Raw genomic sequence first — 15,310 nt, forward strand, 5'->3', positions numbered from 1 at the left:
GTCGAGGCAAACGGGGCCGATCTCCGCAGGTTCCAATCAGGCAAGGGCAGCGAAGAACTCCATGCTTGCTGCCGTTTTCCCGGAGTGGGGCGCTACAGATTCGGCAACGATTGGTCGGCGCGACCCCATCCCGCCAGAGCTTTATAGGCTGCACGTTTCTTCAATTCAGGAGCATCGCCGACGTGGAAATGAGAGGGCGCATCAATCGTCTTCATCTCCGCCCAGGTGATCGGCGCCGCGACGGGCGCGCCCGGTCGAGACCTTGCGCTGTAGGGCATGATCGCGGTCGCCCCGCGCTGGTTGCGCAAATAGTCCACAAAGATGCGACCTTTCCGGCGCGCCTTTGACAGTGCGGCCGTGAAGTGGGCCGGATCGCTCTGAGCGACAGCTTGAGCGAGGCGAGACGCGAAGTTTTTTACTTGCGGCCATTCGGCTTGAGGGGTGAGGGGCGCGATTACATGCACCCCTTTGCCTCCCGTCAACATCGGGAAGGTCGCGAGTCCCAGCGATTTCAGAATATCACGAAACTGGAAGGCAGCCGCGCGGACAGCTTCGAAATCGAGACCCTCATCGGGGTCGAGGTCGAAGACGAGGCGGTCGGGCTTTTCGACATCCTCGATCCGAGCTCCCCACCCATGCAGCTCGATCGTTCCCATCTGGACGCAGGTCATCAGCCCAGCGGCATCGTCGACATAAAGGTATGGCTCCTCGTGGCCGTCCTTTTCGGTGATACCCACTTGGTGGACTTTGTCGCCAAAGCTCCCGGCATCATGCTTCTGGAAAAAGCACTTCTTGGCCCGGCCCTGGGGGCACCGGACCAGACTGATCGGCCGACTGCCGACCCAGGGAAGCATGATCTCCGCGATGGCCGCGTAGTGGTCCGCGAGCTGGCCCTTGGTGATATTGGACTCCGGATAGATCACACGGTCACGGTTGCTGATGGCGATGGTGTTTGCCGGCGACGTGGTCAGCTTGGTCGTGCGACGTTCCGTCTCCAGAACGACCGCCTCCGGCTTCTTGTCTTCGCGCAGACCGAGGTAGCTCGGATGTCTCAGCGTTCCTTCGTTGGTCATCTCGGTGAAAGCAATCTCCGCGACCAGCTTGGGGCGAAGCCAGTGTGCTCCGCGAACTTCGGCTCGCGGGGCCTCGACGGTCGCGGCCTTCTGCTCGAGCGGTGCCATGATCCTCATGAGACGGAAAAGTTCAGCCGTATCGAAGCCGGTGCCGACCTTCCCGGCATAACGCAGCTTGCCACCGTCATGCACCCCCAGAATCAATGACCGGAAGGCGCGGACCGTGTCGGACGGCGTCCAGCCGACAATTACGAATTCCTGCCGCTTGATGCACTTGATCTTGAGCCAGCTTCCGCCGCGGGCTCCCACATAAGTCGAATCGGCGAGCTTCGAAACAACTCCCTCGAGACCGGCCGCGCAAAAGCGATCGAGCAGCTCTTCTCCGCGACCGAGGATATGATCGGAGTAACGAAGGACTGGGTTCTTCGCGGGCAAAATTGCCTCGAGCTTCTCCTTGCGTTCAAGGAGAGGACGCCTGGTGAGATCTTCACCGTCGAGTTGAAGGAGGTCAAAGACATAAAAGTCGATGGTGGCTGGCGCACCCTTTAATGCGTTCTGAAGCGCCTGGAAGTTTGATCTTCCGTCGGCATCGACAACGACGGCCTCGCCATCGATCAGGGCGGAGCGGACCTGGAGCTTGCGGGCTTCCGAAAGAATGGAAGGAAAACGGTGAGACCAGTCCAGGCCAGATCGCGTATAGGCCCGCGCTTCGCCGCCGCCGACGGCAACAAGAATGCGATAGCCGTCATATTTCATTTCGTGGATCCAGCGGTCGCCGGCAGGGACGGTGTCTACGAGCGTTGCCAGCTGGACGGGCCGAAAAGTGGGAAGCGCTAATTTGGTCCGGTCACGAATAGGCGACTTCGCTTGAGGAGCGCTCCACCCAGGGATTGCCTTACGCGACGTTGGCTTGACCACTCTCACGCATCCCAAACCCGAGACGAAATGGCTTAATCGCGTCCAACGCGCGATTGCTTGTTTGGTTTCGTTCCGGGGGGTGGAGCTAGTCTCCATTGTTGCTGACTCCGTGTGCCTGCCTGCAAGCCCGCAGCGGTATCGTTGCCCGAGACGGCAAGTATGCGGACCGCCCATCACGCTTCGGAAGCAGCTCCGCGATCGCCTGCATCAGCTCGTGCAGAACACCAGAGTGGCGCCTCCCGCCGATGCCCCCCGGCCATTATCGACCCGACGGTTGAATGGGTGAAACCGGGCAGCATAACAGTCTGGGTCCGCCATCTTAGAAACAGCCAAAGCTACGGCATGGTGCCGTGCAGAGCATCAGCGAAGAAGGAACCTAAAGCCGCCTTCCGGCTTCTCTCGCCATGACCACGCGCGGGATCAATTTCTTAGACCGGTGGATGGCGGATCATCTGCCGAATGCGATCACGGACGAACCAATGGCCATCGTTTACCTCGTCGAAGAGGCCCTAAAGGCTGCTGAGCGAGACGGGCATTAGCCCCGACGAGATCAGCGAGGAGGTAGGCACGGTGTTCGAAGTGATCCTGGAGGCGATGCAGAACCGAGAAGGCGGCTTGGCGGCCTGAGCTCCGGTGGATCTGTGCATTGCATTAGGAAATGTTAATGCCAGCCGCTGCAAAGGCGGCGCATAATGTCCATCTGCCCCGGCTCGCAAAACGGGGTAGAGGCCCGGCCTGCCCCGCTCTAGTCGTCCCCCGACTTTCCCCGCACGCAGGCCGGGCCGCCTCACTTGACCTGCGTAAACTGCAAATCGGAGCGGCTCGCCAGGGTCAACAGCCGGTTACAACAGGTCACTTGAACGCGTACCTGTTAACAACCCGTCTGCCTCATTCGTGACCCGGATCCAGCGCTGTTCGTCACCGCGGAACCCGGCTATATGTTTCACGACTAGGACGAATGCAGTTGGCTTTAAGACTTCAGTCGCAGTTGCGAGCCGGGCGGCAAATCGGACACTCTTCGACCGCGTCGGGAGCACACCTAAGCCACCTACCGGCGTACAGCCCGGCTTGCCAAAAAAGGAGCCGAACCTACTCCCGCCACCCAAGGCAAGCCGGGCACCGCCGTTTGTTTATCACACCTGGGTAGGAGCGCGCCTTGGGGTCGCCCCGCCTACCGTCCAGCTGGCATCTCTATGCCGCGGGCGGGCACCGACTTTCGACAGCGCCGAACCTATGGAAAATGGCAAAAAAGAACGGGTAGATTGTGATAGCCCAGAGCGTCAATTTCGGGTGCGCTTTCTCGTTAGAGAAACGGGCATCAGCGAAGCGGAAGCGCATGACCTGATTGACGGGTCGGCTACGAAGTTGCCTCGCTTCTTCGTGAGGCGCGGTATATCAAGGGCCATTAGGCCGAAGCGCAGCGGGAGGTCGGTTCCTGCGTTTAGCAGTCGCTATCTTCGCAACCTATATCGCCTCAGTGGGTAACGGCTGGACGCTGCAAGAGCTGATCGACGCGCGCATGTCCGTCACAGCCGGCTACCTCGACTGCCACCGGCATCAGCGGCTCGATCTGTCAGCGCTCCGCGACCGCTTCGGCCCCGATGCGCCCGCCATGGAATGGGATCTGCGGCCGAAGATGAAATGCGCGGTCTGCGGCGGCAAGCGTATCACGCTGACATATTCGCCAGACACCCGCCCGAAAGACCTTCACCGCAAGAAAGCGTAGGGTGTTTCAGGGCGCGCGTTTCGTCTGCCGCCGCCGTCACATCCTATTGTCCGTGTGCGGGTTATCATTCGGGATTTCGGAGCGAGGTAGCAACGGCCCTTCGGGGTCAAAAACAATTCCCGCATCCTCCAAGGCCTGGCGGATAGCGGCAACATGGCGTGCATCGGGTTCCTCGACCCGTTCTCAAAATCGACCATCGATTTGCGCCCTACAATTCGGGGTGGGCCAATCCTGGAAACTGCATCCCGTTCGCCACAGGGACAGGGCAAGGACGCGCCAAGCCCTTCGCAGGTAGAAGTGAAGGGCGGGGGCGCGAGAAACCTCTGTACGGGGCTCTATTCCAATTCGCATCCAGATTGGCAACGATCTGGCAACAAAAACGGTGTAGCTCTCGGCCGACCGGTGTAGGCTGGGGCACGTGCCGAGCCCGTTTGTAACCACATTGGCAATATCGAGCCAAAACGGCGCAGGGTGTTAAAGGCGGCCGCAACGCCTTGCAATTCAAGGCGGCAGCGGCTATTGAGGCGCGCGTCGGCTGCGGTAGCTCAGTGGTAGAGCACTCCCTTGGTAAGGGAGAGGTCGAGAGTTCAATCCTCTCTCGCAGCACCAGCCCGCTTTCGGGGCACCTCCTCTCCCTTGGTCGAGCTCTCATTCCTGCCGATGGTTCGAGGAGGCCAGCTGCCCGAGGTGGGTCTACCGCCGTCCTTCCCAGGCCCTATGACAGGCGCAGACGTGCGGAATACATCTCGGCCTTCTCAAACGTCAGCTCGTTGAAGGAGGAGACCGGTATTGCCCCTATGCCTGCCGATCATGCGCCACCTGAAATCCCCTGACCTGTTCGGCGCAATCGACCGGGTGCCGGCGCTTGGCACGCCGGTTGGCGGGAGCACGTTCGAGGTCTTCAATCCATCGACGGGCGAATTGCTGGCGGAACTTCCCGACATGGGGATTGCGGAGACGCGCGCGGCGATCGACAGGGCCTATGCCGCACAGGCCGAATGGGCGGGGCTGACGGCCCGGGAGCGCAGCGAAATGCTGTGGCAGTGGCATCAACTGATCGTCACCCACACCGACGATCTCGCGGCGATCCTCACCGCGGAGATGGGCAAGCCGCTCGCCGAAGCCAGATCGGAAGTCTCGCATGCGGCGGCGTATCTGCAGTGGTATGCCGAGGAGGCCAATCGCATCTATGGCGAGACGATCTCGGCCCCGTCGACCGACCGCCGCATGCTGGTGATCAAGCAGCCGATCGGCGTCGTCGGCACGATCACACCATGGAACTTTCCCGCATCGATGGTGGCGCGCAAGATCTCGCCGGCGCTGGCGGCAGGCTGCGCCATTGTGCTTAAGCCTGCCGAACAGACGCCGCTTGTCGCAGGCGCCATGTTCGCGCTCGCCGCCGAGGCCGGCTTTCCCGATGGTGTCGTGAATCTCATCTATGCCTCGGAGGGTGCCGCGGTGGGGCGCGAGCTCTGCCACAATCCCAAAGTGCGCAAGATCAGTTTTACCGGCTCGACCGAGGTCGGACGCCTGCTCATGCGGCAGTGCTCGGACCAGATCAAGAAGGTCAGCCTCGAGCTGGGCGGCAATGCGCCTTTCATCGTCTTCGACGACGCCGACATCGATGCCGCCGTGGATGGGGCGGTGCAGGCGAAGTTCCGCAATGCCGGCCAGACCTGCGTTTCGGCGAACCGACTTTACGTCCAGTCGGACGTTCACGATGAGTTCGTCGACAAATTCGTCCGTCGCGTCGGCGAGCTTCAGGTCGGTGACGGTTTCGATCCCGGCGTCGCCATCGGCCCGCTGATCGACAGCCGGGCGCTCGCCAAGATCGAATCCCACATCGCCGATGCTGTGGCAAAGGGCGGCGCGATCCGGTGCGGCGGAGGCCGGATCGCCAAAAACGGCACGTTTTTCGAGCCGACGGTCCTTACCGACGTCTCCAGCGCCATGACGGTGGCGCAGGAGGAGACATTCGGGCCGTTGGCCCCCGTCATCCGTTTCGAGGATGCCGATCAGGTCGTGCGTGAGGCCAACGACACGATCTACGGACTAGCCGCCTATTTCTATGCGTCCAACCTGAAGCGCGTCTGGCGCGTGGCGGAGGCTCTGGAATACGGCATGGTGGGCATCAACACCGGGCGCATGTCGTCGGAAGCGGCACCCTTCGGTGGCGTCAAGCAGTCCGGCATCGGGCGGGAGGGGTCCCGCCACGGCCTCGAGAATTATCTTGAGATGAAATACCTCTGCATGGGCGGCATCTGAGACGCAGGGATTTGAACCGCAGCTCGCGCCAGGTTGTCGGCGGTTTGGCTGCTGGTTGCGCCGCTCAGTTGTTGAAATGGGACAGGTGAAAGCCGGTCTCGTCCTGCAACTCGGACAATCCTTCCTCGGCCGAGCGGAACATGTCTTCGAAAGCCAATTCATGCTCGAAGACGACGCCGCCGACGCGGATGGCGAGCACGTCCTTGTCGCCTTTCGGCGCGAAATAGATCTGGCCGACCGCCTCCCGGACGCGCTTGCCGATCTCTTTTGCGTCCTCCTCGGTCGCGCCCGCGAGGAAAACACCGAACATCGCCGTTCCGATGCGGCCGATCAGATCCTCCTTGCGCACCGAGGACCTGATGGCGGCGGCGATGAGCCGCAAGGCTTCGTCGCCCCATTCGAGGCCGAAGCGCAAATTGATCGCCGATAGATGCTCCGGATGGATGACGAGAAAAGCGCCGGAGCGCGGCCCGGCCGGTCTGGCGGCTCGCCTGTCGACCATCGACGTGAACACGGCCCCGTTGAGGCAGCCGGTCAGATGGTCGTAGGTGCCGGATCTGGTGAGCTCCTGCCGGTAGCGGCGGATCTCGACCTCTCTCCAGCCGAGCAAGGCAAAAAGCGGCAGACCGATGATGATGGGCAGAAGGGCGGCCGTGATGACGCTGCGGCCGAACGGCGTCAACGCATCGCTGAGCAGCAGCAGATAGTTGAGGCCGAGCGACAGGCCGACGCAGCCGGCGGTGCCCAGCAGGGTCAGCCAGACGACATGCTTCCAGGCCTCTGCCGGCGCGGTCTCGGTTTTCATACTCACTGGCCAATCTCCTGTTGGACGCATTGGCATAAAGGCGGTGTGTTACGATTTCCGTTTCAGCGTGGCCTACAATTTGAAGGAAATCAGTGTCTTTCTCCCTGGATGGCGCCGGCGGCTGCGGCCCGCTTCTCGCTTCGATCTGATTCGTCGCTGAAACGGGTCAGCGTTTGGTAGGATCGCCGAGCTGCTTTAGCCATTCCGTTTTTACGCAATGGCGCAGGCAAGGCCGTTGCGCGCCTTTCCGGGTATGTCCTATTGCGGCGGGCCGAAGACGCCCATCTCGGCAGCCCTGGCGACGGATTCGGCTTTGCCGTAGATGCCCGAGGGGGACGCCATCGCCCAGCCATTGGCAACCAGCCAGGCGCCGACATCCTGTTTGCCGAGCATGCACGGCGCGGCGATGGCAAAACGGTCGGCATCGGGCGGCAGGACGCATTTGAGCGCCCGGCCGCGCAGCCAGGCATTGAAGGCGGCGCGGGCGCGCTGCCCGCAGGGCCAGATGACATCGCCGAACGCGCAGGTTTTGGCGGGATCGACCTCGATGGTCCCGCTGACGATCACCCTGCGCCCCATGGACTCGAAGATCGCCGACGAGGTGGCGACCGGGCGATAGAGCAGCGTCTCACGCCAGTCCTGCGGCATCGGCGTCTTCGGCGGCACGGCGAGGCCGAGCTCGCCGAGCGGAGGGCGGGGCTCGATGCGCTCGATCCCCGCCACGTCGAGCGGCGGCGGCGCGATGAGGTGCTCGGCTATCCTGCGCGCCGGCTGGCCTGGCCGCGTGTCATGGACGGCGATGCGAGAGGCAGGTCGGGCTTCGCTCGCGACCTGGGCGGGCGGGGAGGGCAGGTCCGGCGGCAACCAGTGCCTCGACGCGGCAACCAGCAGCGCGCCGGCGACCAGCCCGAGGCTGCCGAGCGTCGTGGCAAGCCGGCCGGTCGATTTAGCCTTGCCCAAAGCGCGCCTCGTCGTTTCACCGGATCATACATTAGGCGCCGATGACATCGCTTGAAAAGCAAGGCTTTGCGTTAAGTCTCGCGCAACCAATGCGGCCTACAATCGAGCATCGGATGTCGAGGGGGATGACATGACGCGCAAGCCGATACTGCTCTTTGCCTTCCCGGCTCTCATGCTGTTCCTGCTGGCGGCGGAACGGACGGCGACGTTTCTGCTCGGAAGCTATTCGGCCAGCCCGACCATGTGGCGCATCTGGCTCGAGCTGCGCCCCTTCTCGACGATGTTCTGGCAGCAGGTGGACTTCTATCTCGGCGGCTCGATGGCCGTCGATGCCGCCGTCATCGTCGTTGCGTCAGGCGTCTGCTGGATGGCTTGCCAGGCCAAGAGATCCGCCGGCTTCTTCCTCGCCAACCATGCCGCGCTGATGTTCGCCGGTCTGATGATAGCGGCCGGCAGCCATTCGGAAACGGCGAGCACGATCGCCAACTTCACGGCGCCGCGCGGCTTTCAATTCTCGCTGGCGATCGACTTCAGCTTGAAAAACTGCATGGTGCTGTGCCTTGGCCTTGCGGCCTGCGCCTATTGCCATGTCGCCTTCCTGCGCGAGGCGAGGCTGCGCGCCGAAGCCCGCGCCGTCCGCATCCTGGCGCTGCAGCGTGATCTGTAGACCCCGCTGATCGGAATGCCTTCCGCTATCGCCCTATGCCGCGTCAGTTGATCTTCTTGTAGTAGACTTTACCGTCGGCCTGCTGGATGCGCTGATAGGACGGATTGGGTCCGGGCGGCGCGGCCTTGCCCTTGAATCCCGGCGCGCCGACGGAGGGGTTTTCACCTGCCGACGCCTCGGCCACGGTCGTGTTGGCGAAACTGGGCTCTGGCGCCCGCGGCATCTCGGCATCGGCGGCGACGGGCTGGCCCTGCTCAAGCCGGGCGAGATTGCCGTTTATCTGGCCGAAACTCGCCTGCAGCTGCCGGTCCAGCGTCTCGAACCGGCTCTGGAAGCCGTTGTTGACGGTATCGATGCGCGCGCCGATCCGCTGCTCGAACTGGCCGAGCTGGTCCAGCCGCGCCTCCAATGCCCGAAGGTCGTTGACGCCGCGATAGAGATAGAAGGCGGCGGTGACGTTGATGGCGGTGACGAGGACCGCGCCGGCCGCGACCACGCCGATGGTTCTCGCCCGGCTCGGCCTGCCCGGCGCCTTTTCCTGTTCGCTGAGTTCGATTGCCGGAATGTCCGCCTCGCTGATCATCGTCATTCAACCACCACCTTTGCGCCCACCTCGACGCGCTTGAAGAGATCTATCACATCCGTGTTCGTCAGCCGAAAACATCCGGACGTGCCGTCGAAGCCGACACCTTTGGGATCGTTGGTGCCATGGATGCGATAGAGCGTGTCGCGTCCGTCGCGCGACAGGTAGAGCGCCCTGGCGCCGAGCGGGTTGTAGGGACCGGCGGGCACCATCGCCGGCAGCTCCGGCTGGCGGACGCGCATTTCTTTGGGCGGGCGCCATTCGGGCCATTCGGTCTTGGCTGCGACCTTGACGGTGCCGGTCCAGCCGAAGCCGTCGCGGCCGACGCTGATCTGGTAGCGCAGCGCTTGGCTCTTGTTCGTGACCAGATAGAGCGCCTTCTCGCTTTTGCGGATGATGATCGTTCCCGGTTGCTCGCCGGTCTGGAAGGCGACCGTCTTGCGCAGGCTGGGACCCATGGCTGGAAGCGGCGGCAGTCCCGACCCGGCTTCCGCGAGATCGCAAGGCACCGCCAGGGCGATGCCGATCAGGCAGACGCCGGCGAAGCCTGTCGCTATCCGCCGCATTTGCTTTCTCGCAAATCCTGATGGAAAACCGCTGCGTGGATCTCCTGGAGTCGCTCTAGCGCTGGGCATTGTCCAGCCGCTCCTTGAACATGCGCTTCAGGTCCTTGTTGAAGCGGGCCCGCCCGTCCACCTCGGAGGGCAGGATGGCGCGATTCAGCGCATCGGCCAGCAGCGCGTTGTCGAGCACCAGCGACTTGATGTGCGGCGCCTTGAAGATCTTCTCCAGCTCGCTGCGCGAGAAGTGGTTGCCGAACCATTTGCGCTTGTGCTTGTTGGCGACGAGCGTGATCGAGACGCCGTTGCCGCGCAATTCGCGGATCTTCTTGTAGAGCCGCTTGCCCTGCCTGAGCGAGGCGACATTGAGCTCGAAGACGATGAAGATCTCGTCGCTGGTGCGCAGCACCGACTCGTGCCACGGCGTCTCGATGTTGGGCAGGTCGATGACGATGTCGTCGAAGCGGTAGGCGACGAGGTCGAGCAGCCGGAAGACGAAATCGGCGCCGCGCGGCTCGAACGGCAATTGCGGCCGCTCGAAGGAATAGAGCGTGAGGCCGGACGGACGCGACAGCTTGATGACGTCCATCAGCTCGACATCGAGCCGCTCCGGCTGGCCGATGATGCCGGCAAGGTCGAACTGGTTGAACTGGTTGAGATAGGCGCCGCAATTGGCGCTCTGGAAGTCGAGGTCGACGAGGCAGGTCGAGGCCGCCCGCTCGGCCGATTTCGAGGCGAGATGCTCCGCCGCCGAGATTGCCAGGGTCGTCGCGCCGGCGCCGCCGCTGGCGGCAATGAAGGTGACGATCCGGCTCTTCGTGCCCTGGTTGCCGGTGTCGTGGAAGGTGACGGCGTTGAGGAGCTCCTTGGGGTCGAGCGGCTTGTGCAGCCAGTCCGACGCATTCATGCGCACCAGCACCCGCGTCTGCTCCGACGTCAGCTCGCCCGAGACCGCGATCAGCGGTACTGAAGCCCAGGCCGAGCGCGCCTCGACGATCGCCGCATTGCCGAGCAGTTCGCCATCGCCGAGATCGAGGATGATGATGCCCGGCCGCGCATCGACCGGCGGCCCCTTGAGGAACTCGACCGCCTCCGAAACCTTGACGTCATAGATCGCTAGCGCGTCGAGCCGGGTGGTCACGTCGTGCCTGAAATTCGCATCGGACGAAAACAGCGCGACCTGCTTGCGTTTCGTCGGAAGCACTCTGGTATCGATGGCGTTCATGATGGCGCGCTCGTCTTAAGGTCTTCGCCCGTCACAGTGCTCAGCATGGAGGGCATGTTGATGTTGGCGAATCCCATCAATCCGCCCAGAAAGAAGAACTGGAAACTCCGGTTCTGAAGGCTGACGGCGATGGTCGGAATGGGGCCGCCCAACCGGGTCTGAAATCCTAGACCTGTTGCCGCATAGGTTATGACGACGTTGTCACGTTGAAGGCCCGGAAAGAAATGGCACATGCCGGGCCGTTGAGTGCCGGTCAGGGCTGGACACGCATTGTCATTGGTGACCGCCGTATCTCCTCTGAAGATGCGACTGAAGGCATTGGCGTCAAAGCTGGAGGAGTTGCCATTGCAGGCCCCAGTGCTGCCCGTATATTTGCACACAAAAGCGGGATAGGCGTCGGCTGCAACCGGGGCGCCGGGGATCGAAGTTGGCGCCGCGGCGGCAAGCACGGTTGCCTTCACCACCGGATCGGAAATTGAGGCCAGCCTTGCGCCGACCTGCACGGCCTTAGCCGCGGCATTCCATTGAAAAAAGGCGTATCCGAAGTCGACGAAACCGAGCGTCAGCGCGAAGAGTAGAGGGGCGACTATAGTCATTTCGACCATGGCCGCACCGTGCTCTGATTTTGCGAAGCGCTCCATCATGGTCAGAATCGGATCAACCGCTCCTCGTGGAAGCCGTTTAGAGTGATCGGGCCGATACTGAGGAGCGCAAGCATGCCGACGCCGCTGTAGGCATAGGTTCCCGTCGCCCTTACGATGCACACCTGTGGAGTCACTGATCGATATTGGGTAACGCCAGCAACGACGGCGTCATGGCAGGAGCCGCTTGCGCCTATGGTCACTGTCACATCCGACTTCTGCCAGCCGCTGACGCGCGGGCTGTCCGTCACCTTGCCACTTACTACAGTCAACGAGACCTTGCCGTAGACTGCTATGTTCGTCGCGATTTCTGCGCAGTCGATCGCAGGCCAACCGACGTCAGTGTACATCTGGCTGTTGCAGCGAGCCCCAAAACGGGCCGCGTCAGTCAGCCCCGCTTCCATCAGCAGCTTGTCGTGGATCAAATTGCCGAATTCGAACACGCCTGCTGACAGCAAAAGCATCAGCGGTGCTACGAGAGTCATTTCGACAATCACCGTGCCGCGCTCTTCTCTGCGGAACTTCGTCAGATGATGTATGGCCTTTCGCAACATCGCCATCACCTGTAGAGCTGCGCTTCGTCGCGCAGATAATTGTCGAGTGTGCCGCGCCCACCCTTGCCCGTGATGTCGACCAGTTCGACATAGATGTTCTTGCCGTCCTTGATCGGCTCGGTGATGAAGAAACTGCCGAAGCGCCTGACGGGTACCGTCGCTCGACCCTTGAAGCTCACGCCGCTAGCCTGGAGAGCATTACAGTCCAGGATCGCGCCGTATAGCAGGCGGCGGTCGGAGGTGGTGATCGGAGTGCCTGCCGCTGCCGGAGGGGTCCCCCTTTCGCCGCCGACCGAGGCGTCGCCGACAATGCTGTCGGAAGTGTTGCCGTCGCCATTAGGATCGATCTCATAGCGATAGACCTCGTAGCGCGTCGGGAGGTCGGCGCCGGTGCCGGACAGGGCTGACGGAACGGCACGCGTGGGATGGTTGGCGGCCCAATAACGGGCGAAATTCCAATCGCCGGCACCCATCCGGCCGCTCATCATTGTGCAGCTGCCGGCGATCTGGCACGAATCGCGCTCAAGGCCGACACCCTTGGTGGCATCCGCTTGGTAGTTGACCTTGTTGTCCGCGACGTACTGGTCCCAGTTTATTGCGCCCTTGCGCACGTTGACCGCGGGTCCGTCCGAATAATTGGAAGAGTTGATGCCGAATCGCGAGTTGATCCCGTTCTGCACGGGACCGGAGTTTTGGCCCGGCTCCGTTTGGACACCATCACGCGAATAGCAATTCTGCGGCTTGGAGTCCGCGAGCATCTTTTCGAGCTCGTTGGCCCCGTTCCCAAATGGTGAGGACAGGAAAGCGAAATTGCCCGGCGCGTAGGAGCCGTCACCGCGCAGCACGATTTGCCGGCGACGATACTGCTTGGTCTGTGCCGCCTGCTCCAGTGTCACGCCGCCAGTTATGCTGGTATCTTCGTACGGATTGCACATGAAGACCGGAGTGTAATCGCAAACGCTGGACGTGAAGCCTGCGACGGCGGTTGCAGCGACGTTGAAACTATTGCTGGCTGAGTTTCCGGTGAGGAATGAAGCTGGGAAGATGGCCGCAAAGCCCGTCGGGGCTACAGTTACTTGGACGAAACGCGTCTCCAGTTCCCCCGCTGCGGGATCGGCGTTAGCATAGTTTGCCGAGGTGATGGCAACGTTGTCGTTGGGGAGAGTTTTCAGGAAACACCAGGAGATGTTCCCAGCGCTGTTGCAGCGCAGTGTACCGCCAGGTTGGCCCGATGTTAGCGTGAACCTGCCATTCGGTGCGGCCGTCGAAAAATGGCCCTCGTTGCTGACTAACGTCGCCATGGCGCGTTCGGCCCGCGCCCAAGCGCCAGTGGTGCCGTCCAGCTCAGCCGCGCCGGAAAGCGCCAATGCATCGGCGCCTTTCTGCAGATCATTATGCATGTTGTTGACCCGGCTCATGTCGATCGCCAGGAGCGAAAAGCCGATGATCGCCGGCAGCATAATGGTGACGAGGATCAGCGCGATGCCTCTCTGATCGCGCCAAAATCTGCGTATGGTCCCCAACATGACCTTACTCTCTGTCCTTCTGCACCGGCCCTCGTCGCCTGGCGCGTTCTTCTCCACATCCTCCGTTCAATTCACGGCGTACTTGCTCCGGTCGGGCCGACATTCACTGTCATATTGGTCGCTGGTGCGGACGTCGTGGGCGGAAGCTTGTATTTTTGGACCACTTCGACGGAACGTGCGCCAGTACCTTCGATCTTCGTGTTGTTCGAAGCAGGATTGTACGGGTCGACCGTCTGCAGCAGTTCGTTGGCTTTTTGCGAATCGCCCGACGCCAATGTCATGGTGTCGTAGTTGTTCAGATAGTCGGCCGCGCAGCCTGCAAGCATGCTGGAGCTGAGAAGGACGAGCAGGAGCTTATTTCTTGACATAGAGCAGCTTGTCCTTCGATTTCACGTCCAGCATGTGGCCGTAAGGGCCGGTGACGCCGTCGCCGTGCTCATATTTGCGGATCATGTCCTTGTTGACTTCGAGCTGGCCGAGCAGGAACAGCTCCGGGTCGTTGGCCGGCTTCGTCTTGTCGAAAGGCGTCGCCAACTGCTCGCCGGGCTTCACCGGCCGCACCAGATGCGGCGTGACGATGACGACCAGCTCCGTCTCCTCCTTCTGCGTACTCGAATTTTTGAACAGCGCGCCGATGATCGGTACCTGACCGAGCCACGGCACCTGGTCCTGCAGCCTTGTGTTCTTGCTGGAGAGCAAACCGCCCACCGCGAAGCTTTGGCCATCCCGCAGATTGACCACGGTCGACAGCTTTCGGTTGGTGAAGATCGGATCGCCAGCAGACGTGAAGCCGGTCAGATCGCTCACTTCCGGCGCCAGCTTGATATGGATCTTGCCGTCGTCCAGCACCACCGGCGTGAAATTCAGATTGACGCCGAACTGCTTGAAGACGATCTCGACCTCTCCTTGCGAGTTCACGCTGCGCACCGGGACCTCGCCACCCGCGTTGAAGCTGGCCGTCTCGCCGGAAACCGTGGTGAGATTGGGTTCGGCCAACGTGCGCACGACGCCCTTCGACTCCAGCGCCTCGATGATCAAGTCAACTTTGATATTGCTGTCAATGACGCGGGTGATCAGCGCGGCAAAGGGGTTCGAGTTCGACAAAAGCCCAGTGACCAAATTCCCAGGTCCGAGCACCACATTGTCTTCGTCGACAGCCGCTATACCGGTACCGGTCCGCGTCGTACCGCTCCCGTTTGTGCTCCTGATCGACACTCCGAGATCGCGGCCCGCATTGCGCTTGGCCTCCAGGATGCGCACCGACAAATTGACCTGTTCGCTATCGTCTATAGTGACGGCGTTGATGATGGCGTCGGGGCCATATTGCTGTGTCACCTCTACAATAGATGCTAATGTCGCGGCGTCCTTGACATGGCCGCTTAGTCGAACCTTGCCGTTAATCGAACCGATTTCAATGCGCGCCTTCGGCGCCACCTGGCGAATGGCGGCCGCCATGTCGCTGACATCCTGGCCGACTTCGATCTGGATGGCGCCCAGCGAGCGCTTGTCCTCGGAAAACAAATTGACGGTGGTGGTGCCGACGCTCTTGCCGATGATATAGAGCGTCTTGTCGGTCATCGGCTGCGCGTCGGCGATCTTCTCGTCACCGACGACGATATCACCAAGCGTGGCATTGACCTGGATGGTGGCGGATTGAGAAACGGGCACGAAAACGCGGTGCAGCGACGGGCTCGATACGTCGATGAAGCGGTCAGCGGCATGAACCGCGGGGCTCAGCGGCAATACAATACAGGACCAGGCCAGAGCGGCAGCGGCCAATGATCCCCGGAAAATTCGCATCTAGATC

At 61.9% G+C, this 15,310-nt stretch carries 14 protein-coding genes and 1 tRNA gene; 4 read left to right on the top strand and 11 right to left on the bottom strand.

Going from position 1 to position 15,310, the window contains the following annotated elements; genetic code table 11:
- Positions 1-92: 92 nt before the first annotated feature.
- Complete coding sequence (ligD, locus tag P9230_RS10435) at positions 93-2,165, bottom strand: DNA ligase D (protein ID WP_347403988.1); 2,073 nt, start codon at positions 2,163-2,165, stop codon at positions 93-95.
- 1,345 nt (positions 2,166-3,510) lie between these two features.
- Between ligD and P9230_RS10440 the strand changes: the two genes are divergently transcribed.
- From P9230_RS10440 to P9230_RS10450, 3 genes are all read left to right on the top strand, one after another.
- Entirely contained in the window at positions 3,511-3,717 is a 207-nt protein-coding gene (locus tag P9230_RS10440) for a hypothetical protein (RefSeq protein ID WP_245475467.1), read from the top strand.
- A 534-nt stretch (positions 3,718-4,251) separates the two neighbouring features.
- Positions 4,252-4,326 (top strand) — tRNA-Thr (locus tag P9230_RS10445).
- 180 nt (positions 4,327-4,506) lie between these two features.
- Positions 4,507-5,982 (top strand): NAD-dependent succinate-semialdehyde dehydrogenase, encoded by a 1,476-nt coding sequence (locus P9230_RS10450; RefSeq protein ID WP_278118720.1) that lies wholly within the window; start codon positions 4,507-4,509, stop codon positions 5,980-5,982.
- Positions 5,983-6,046: 64 nt separating this feature from the next.
- On the opposite strand, the gene P9230_RS10455 is transcribed toward P9230_RS10450, so the two are convergent.
- Both P9230_RS10455 and P9230_RS10460 read right to left on the bottom strand, forming a co-directional pair.
- Complete coding sequence (locus P9230_RS10455; RefSeq protein WP_278052895.1) at positions 6,047-6,787, bottom strand: GGDEF domain-containing protein; 741 nt, start codon at positions 6,785-6,787, stop codon at positions 6,047-6,049.
- Positions 6,788-7,045: 258 nt separating this feature from the next.
- Positions 7,046-7,747 carry a thermonuclease family protein gene (locus P9230_RS10460; RefSeq protein ID WP_278118722.1) on the bottom strand — a complete coding sequence of 234 codons (702 nt, stop codon included), beginning with the start codon at positions 7,745-7,747 and terminating at the stop codon, positions 7,046-7,048.
- A gap of 130 nt (positions 7,748-7,877) precedes the next feature.
- On the opposite strand from P9230_RS10460, the gene P9230_RS10465 reads away from it, so the two are divergent.
- On the top strand, positions 7,878-8,414 hold the full coding sequence (locus P9230_RS10465; protein ID WP_127248283.1) for a hypothetical protein: 537 nt from the start codon (positions 7,878-7,880) through the stop codon (positions 8,412-8,414).
- A 43-nt stretch (positions 8,415-8,457) separates the two neighbouring features.
- On the opposite strand, the gene P9230_RS10470 is transcribed toward P9230_RS10465, so the two are convergent.
- Genes P9230_RS10470 through P9230_RS10505 form a run of 8 tightly spaced genes read right to left on the bottom strand, consistent with a single transcriptional unit; the run spans position 8,458 to position 15,303 of the window.
- Positions 8,458-9,003 (bottom strand): hypothetical protein, encoded by a 546-nt coding sequence (locus P9230_RS10470; RefSeq protein WP_278118725.1) that lies wholly within the window; start codon positions 9,001-9,003, stop codon positions 8,458-8,460.
- Complete coding sequence (locus P9230_RS10475) at positions 9,000-9,563, bottom strand: L,D-transpeptidase (protein WP_278118726.1); 564 nt, start codon at positions 9,561-9,563, stop codon at positions 9,000-9,002. The genes P9230_RS10470 and P9230_RS10475 overlap by 4 nt, the downstream gene beginning before the upstream one ends.
- Positions 9,564-9,618: 55 nt before the next feature.
- A complete protein-coding gene (locus P9230_RS10480) occupies positions 9,619-10,782 on the bottom strand; it encodes an AAA family ATPase (RefSeq protein ID WP_278118728.1) in 1,164 nt (387 codons plus the stop codon).
- The gene (locus P9230_RS10485) at positions 10,779-11,426 is read right to left on the bottom strand and encodes a TadE/TadG family type IV pilus assembly protein (protein WP_278118730.1); all 648 of its coding nucleotides are present in this window, start codon (positions 11,424-11,426) and stop codon (positions 10,779-10,781) included. The genes P9230_RS10480 and P9230_RS10485 overlap by 4 nt, the downstream gene beginning before the upstream one ends.
- A gap of 2 nt (positions 11,427-11,428) precedes the next feature.
- Positions 11,429-11,977 (bottom strand): TadE/TadG family type IV pilus assembly protein, encoded by a 549-nt coding sequence (locus P9230_RS10490; protein ID WP_278118732.1) that lies wholly within the window; start codon positions 11,975-11,977, stop codon positions 11,429-11,431.
- A gap of 5 nt (positions 11,978-11,982) precedes the next feature.
- Positions 11,983-13,560, bottom strand: coding sequence for a TadE/TadG family type IV pilus assembly protein (locus tag P9230_RS10495; protein ID WP_278118734.1), 1,578 nt, complete (start codon positions 13,558-13,560; stop codon positions 11,983-11,985).
- 14 nt (positions 13,561-13,574) lie between these two features.
- Entirely contained in the window at positions 13,575-13,871 is a 297-nt protein-coding gene (locus tag P9230_RS10500; protein ID WP_278118736.1) for a hypothetical protein, read from the bottom strand.
- Positions 13,858-15,303, bottom strand: a complete 1,446-nt coding sequence (locus P9230_RS10505; protein WP_278118738.1) for a type II and III secretion system protein family protein — start codon at positions 15,301-15,303, stop codon at positions 13,858-13,860. The genes P9230_RS10500 and P9230_RS10505 overlap by 14 nt, the downstream gene beginning before the upstream one ends.
- Positions 15,304-15,310: the final 7 nt, after the last annotated feature.

The sequence above is a fragment of the Mesorhizobium sp. WSM4887 genome (assembly GCF_029625865.1).
In the GTDB taxonomy this organism is placed as follows: Bacteria; Pseudomonadota; Alphaproteobacteria; order Rhizobiales; family Rhizobiaceae; genus Mesorhizobium.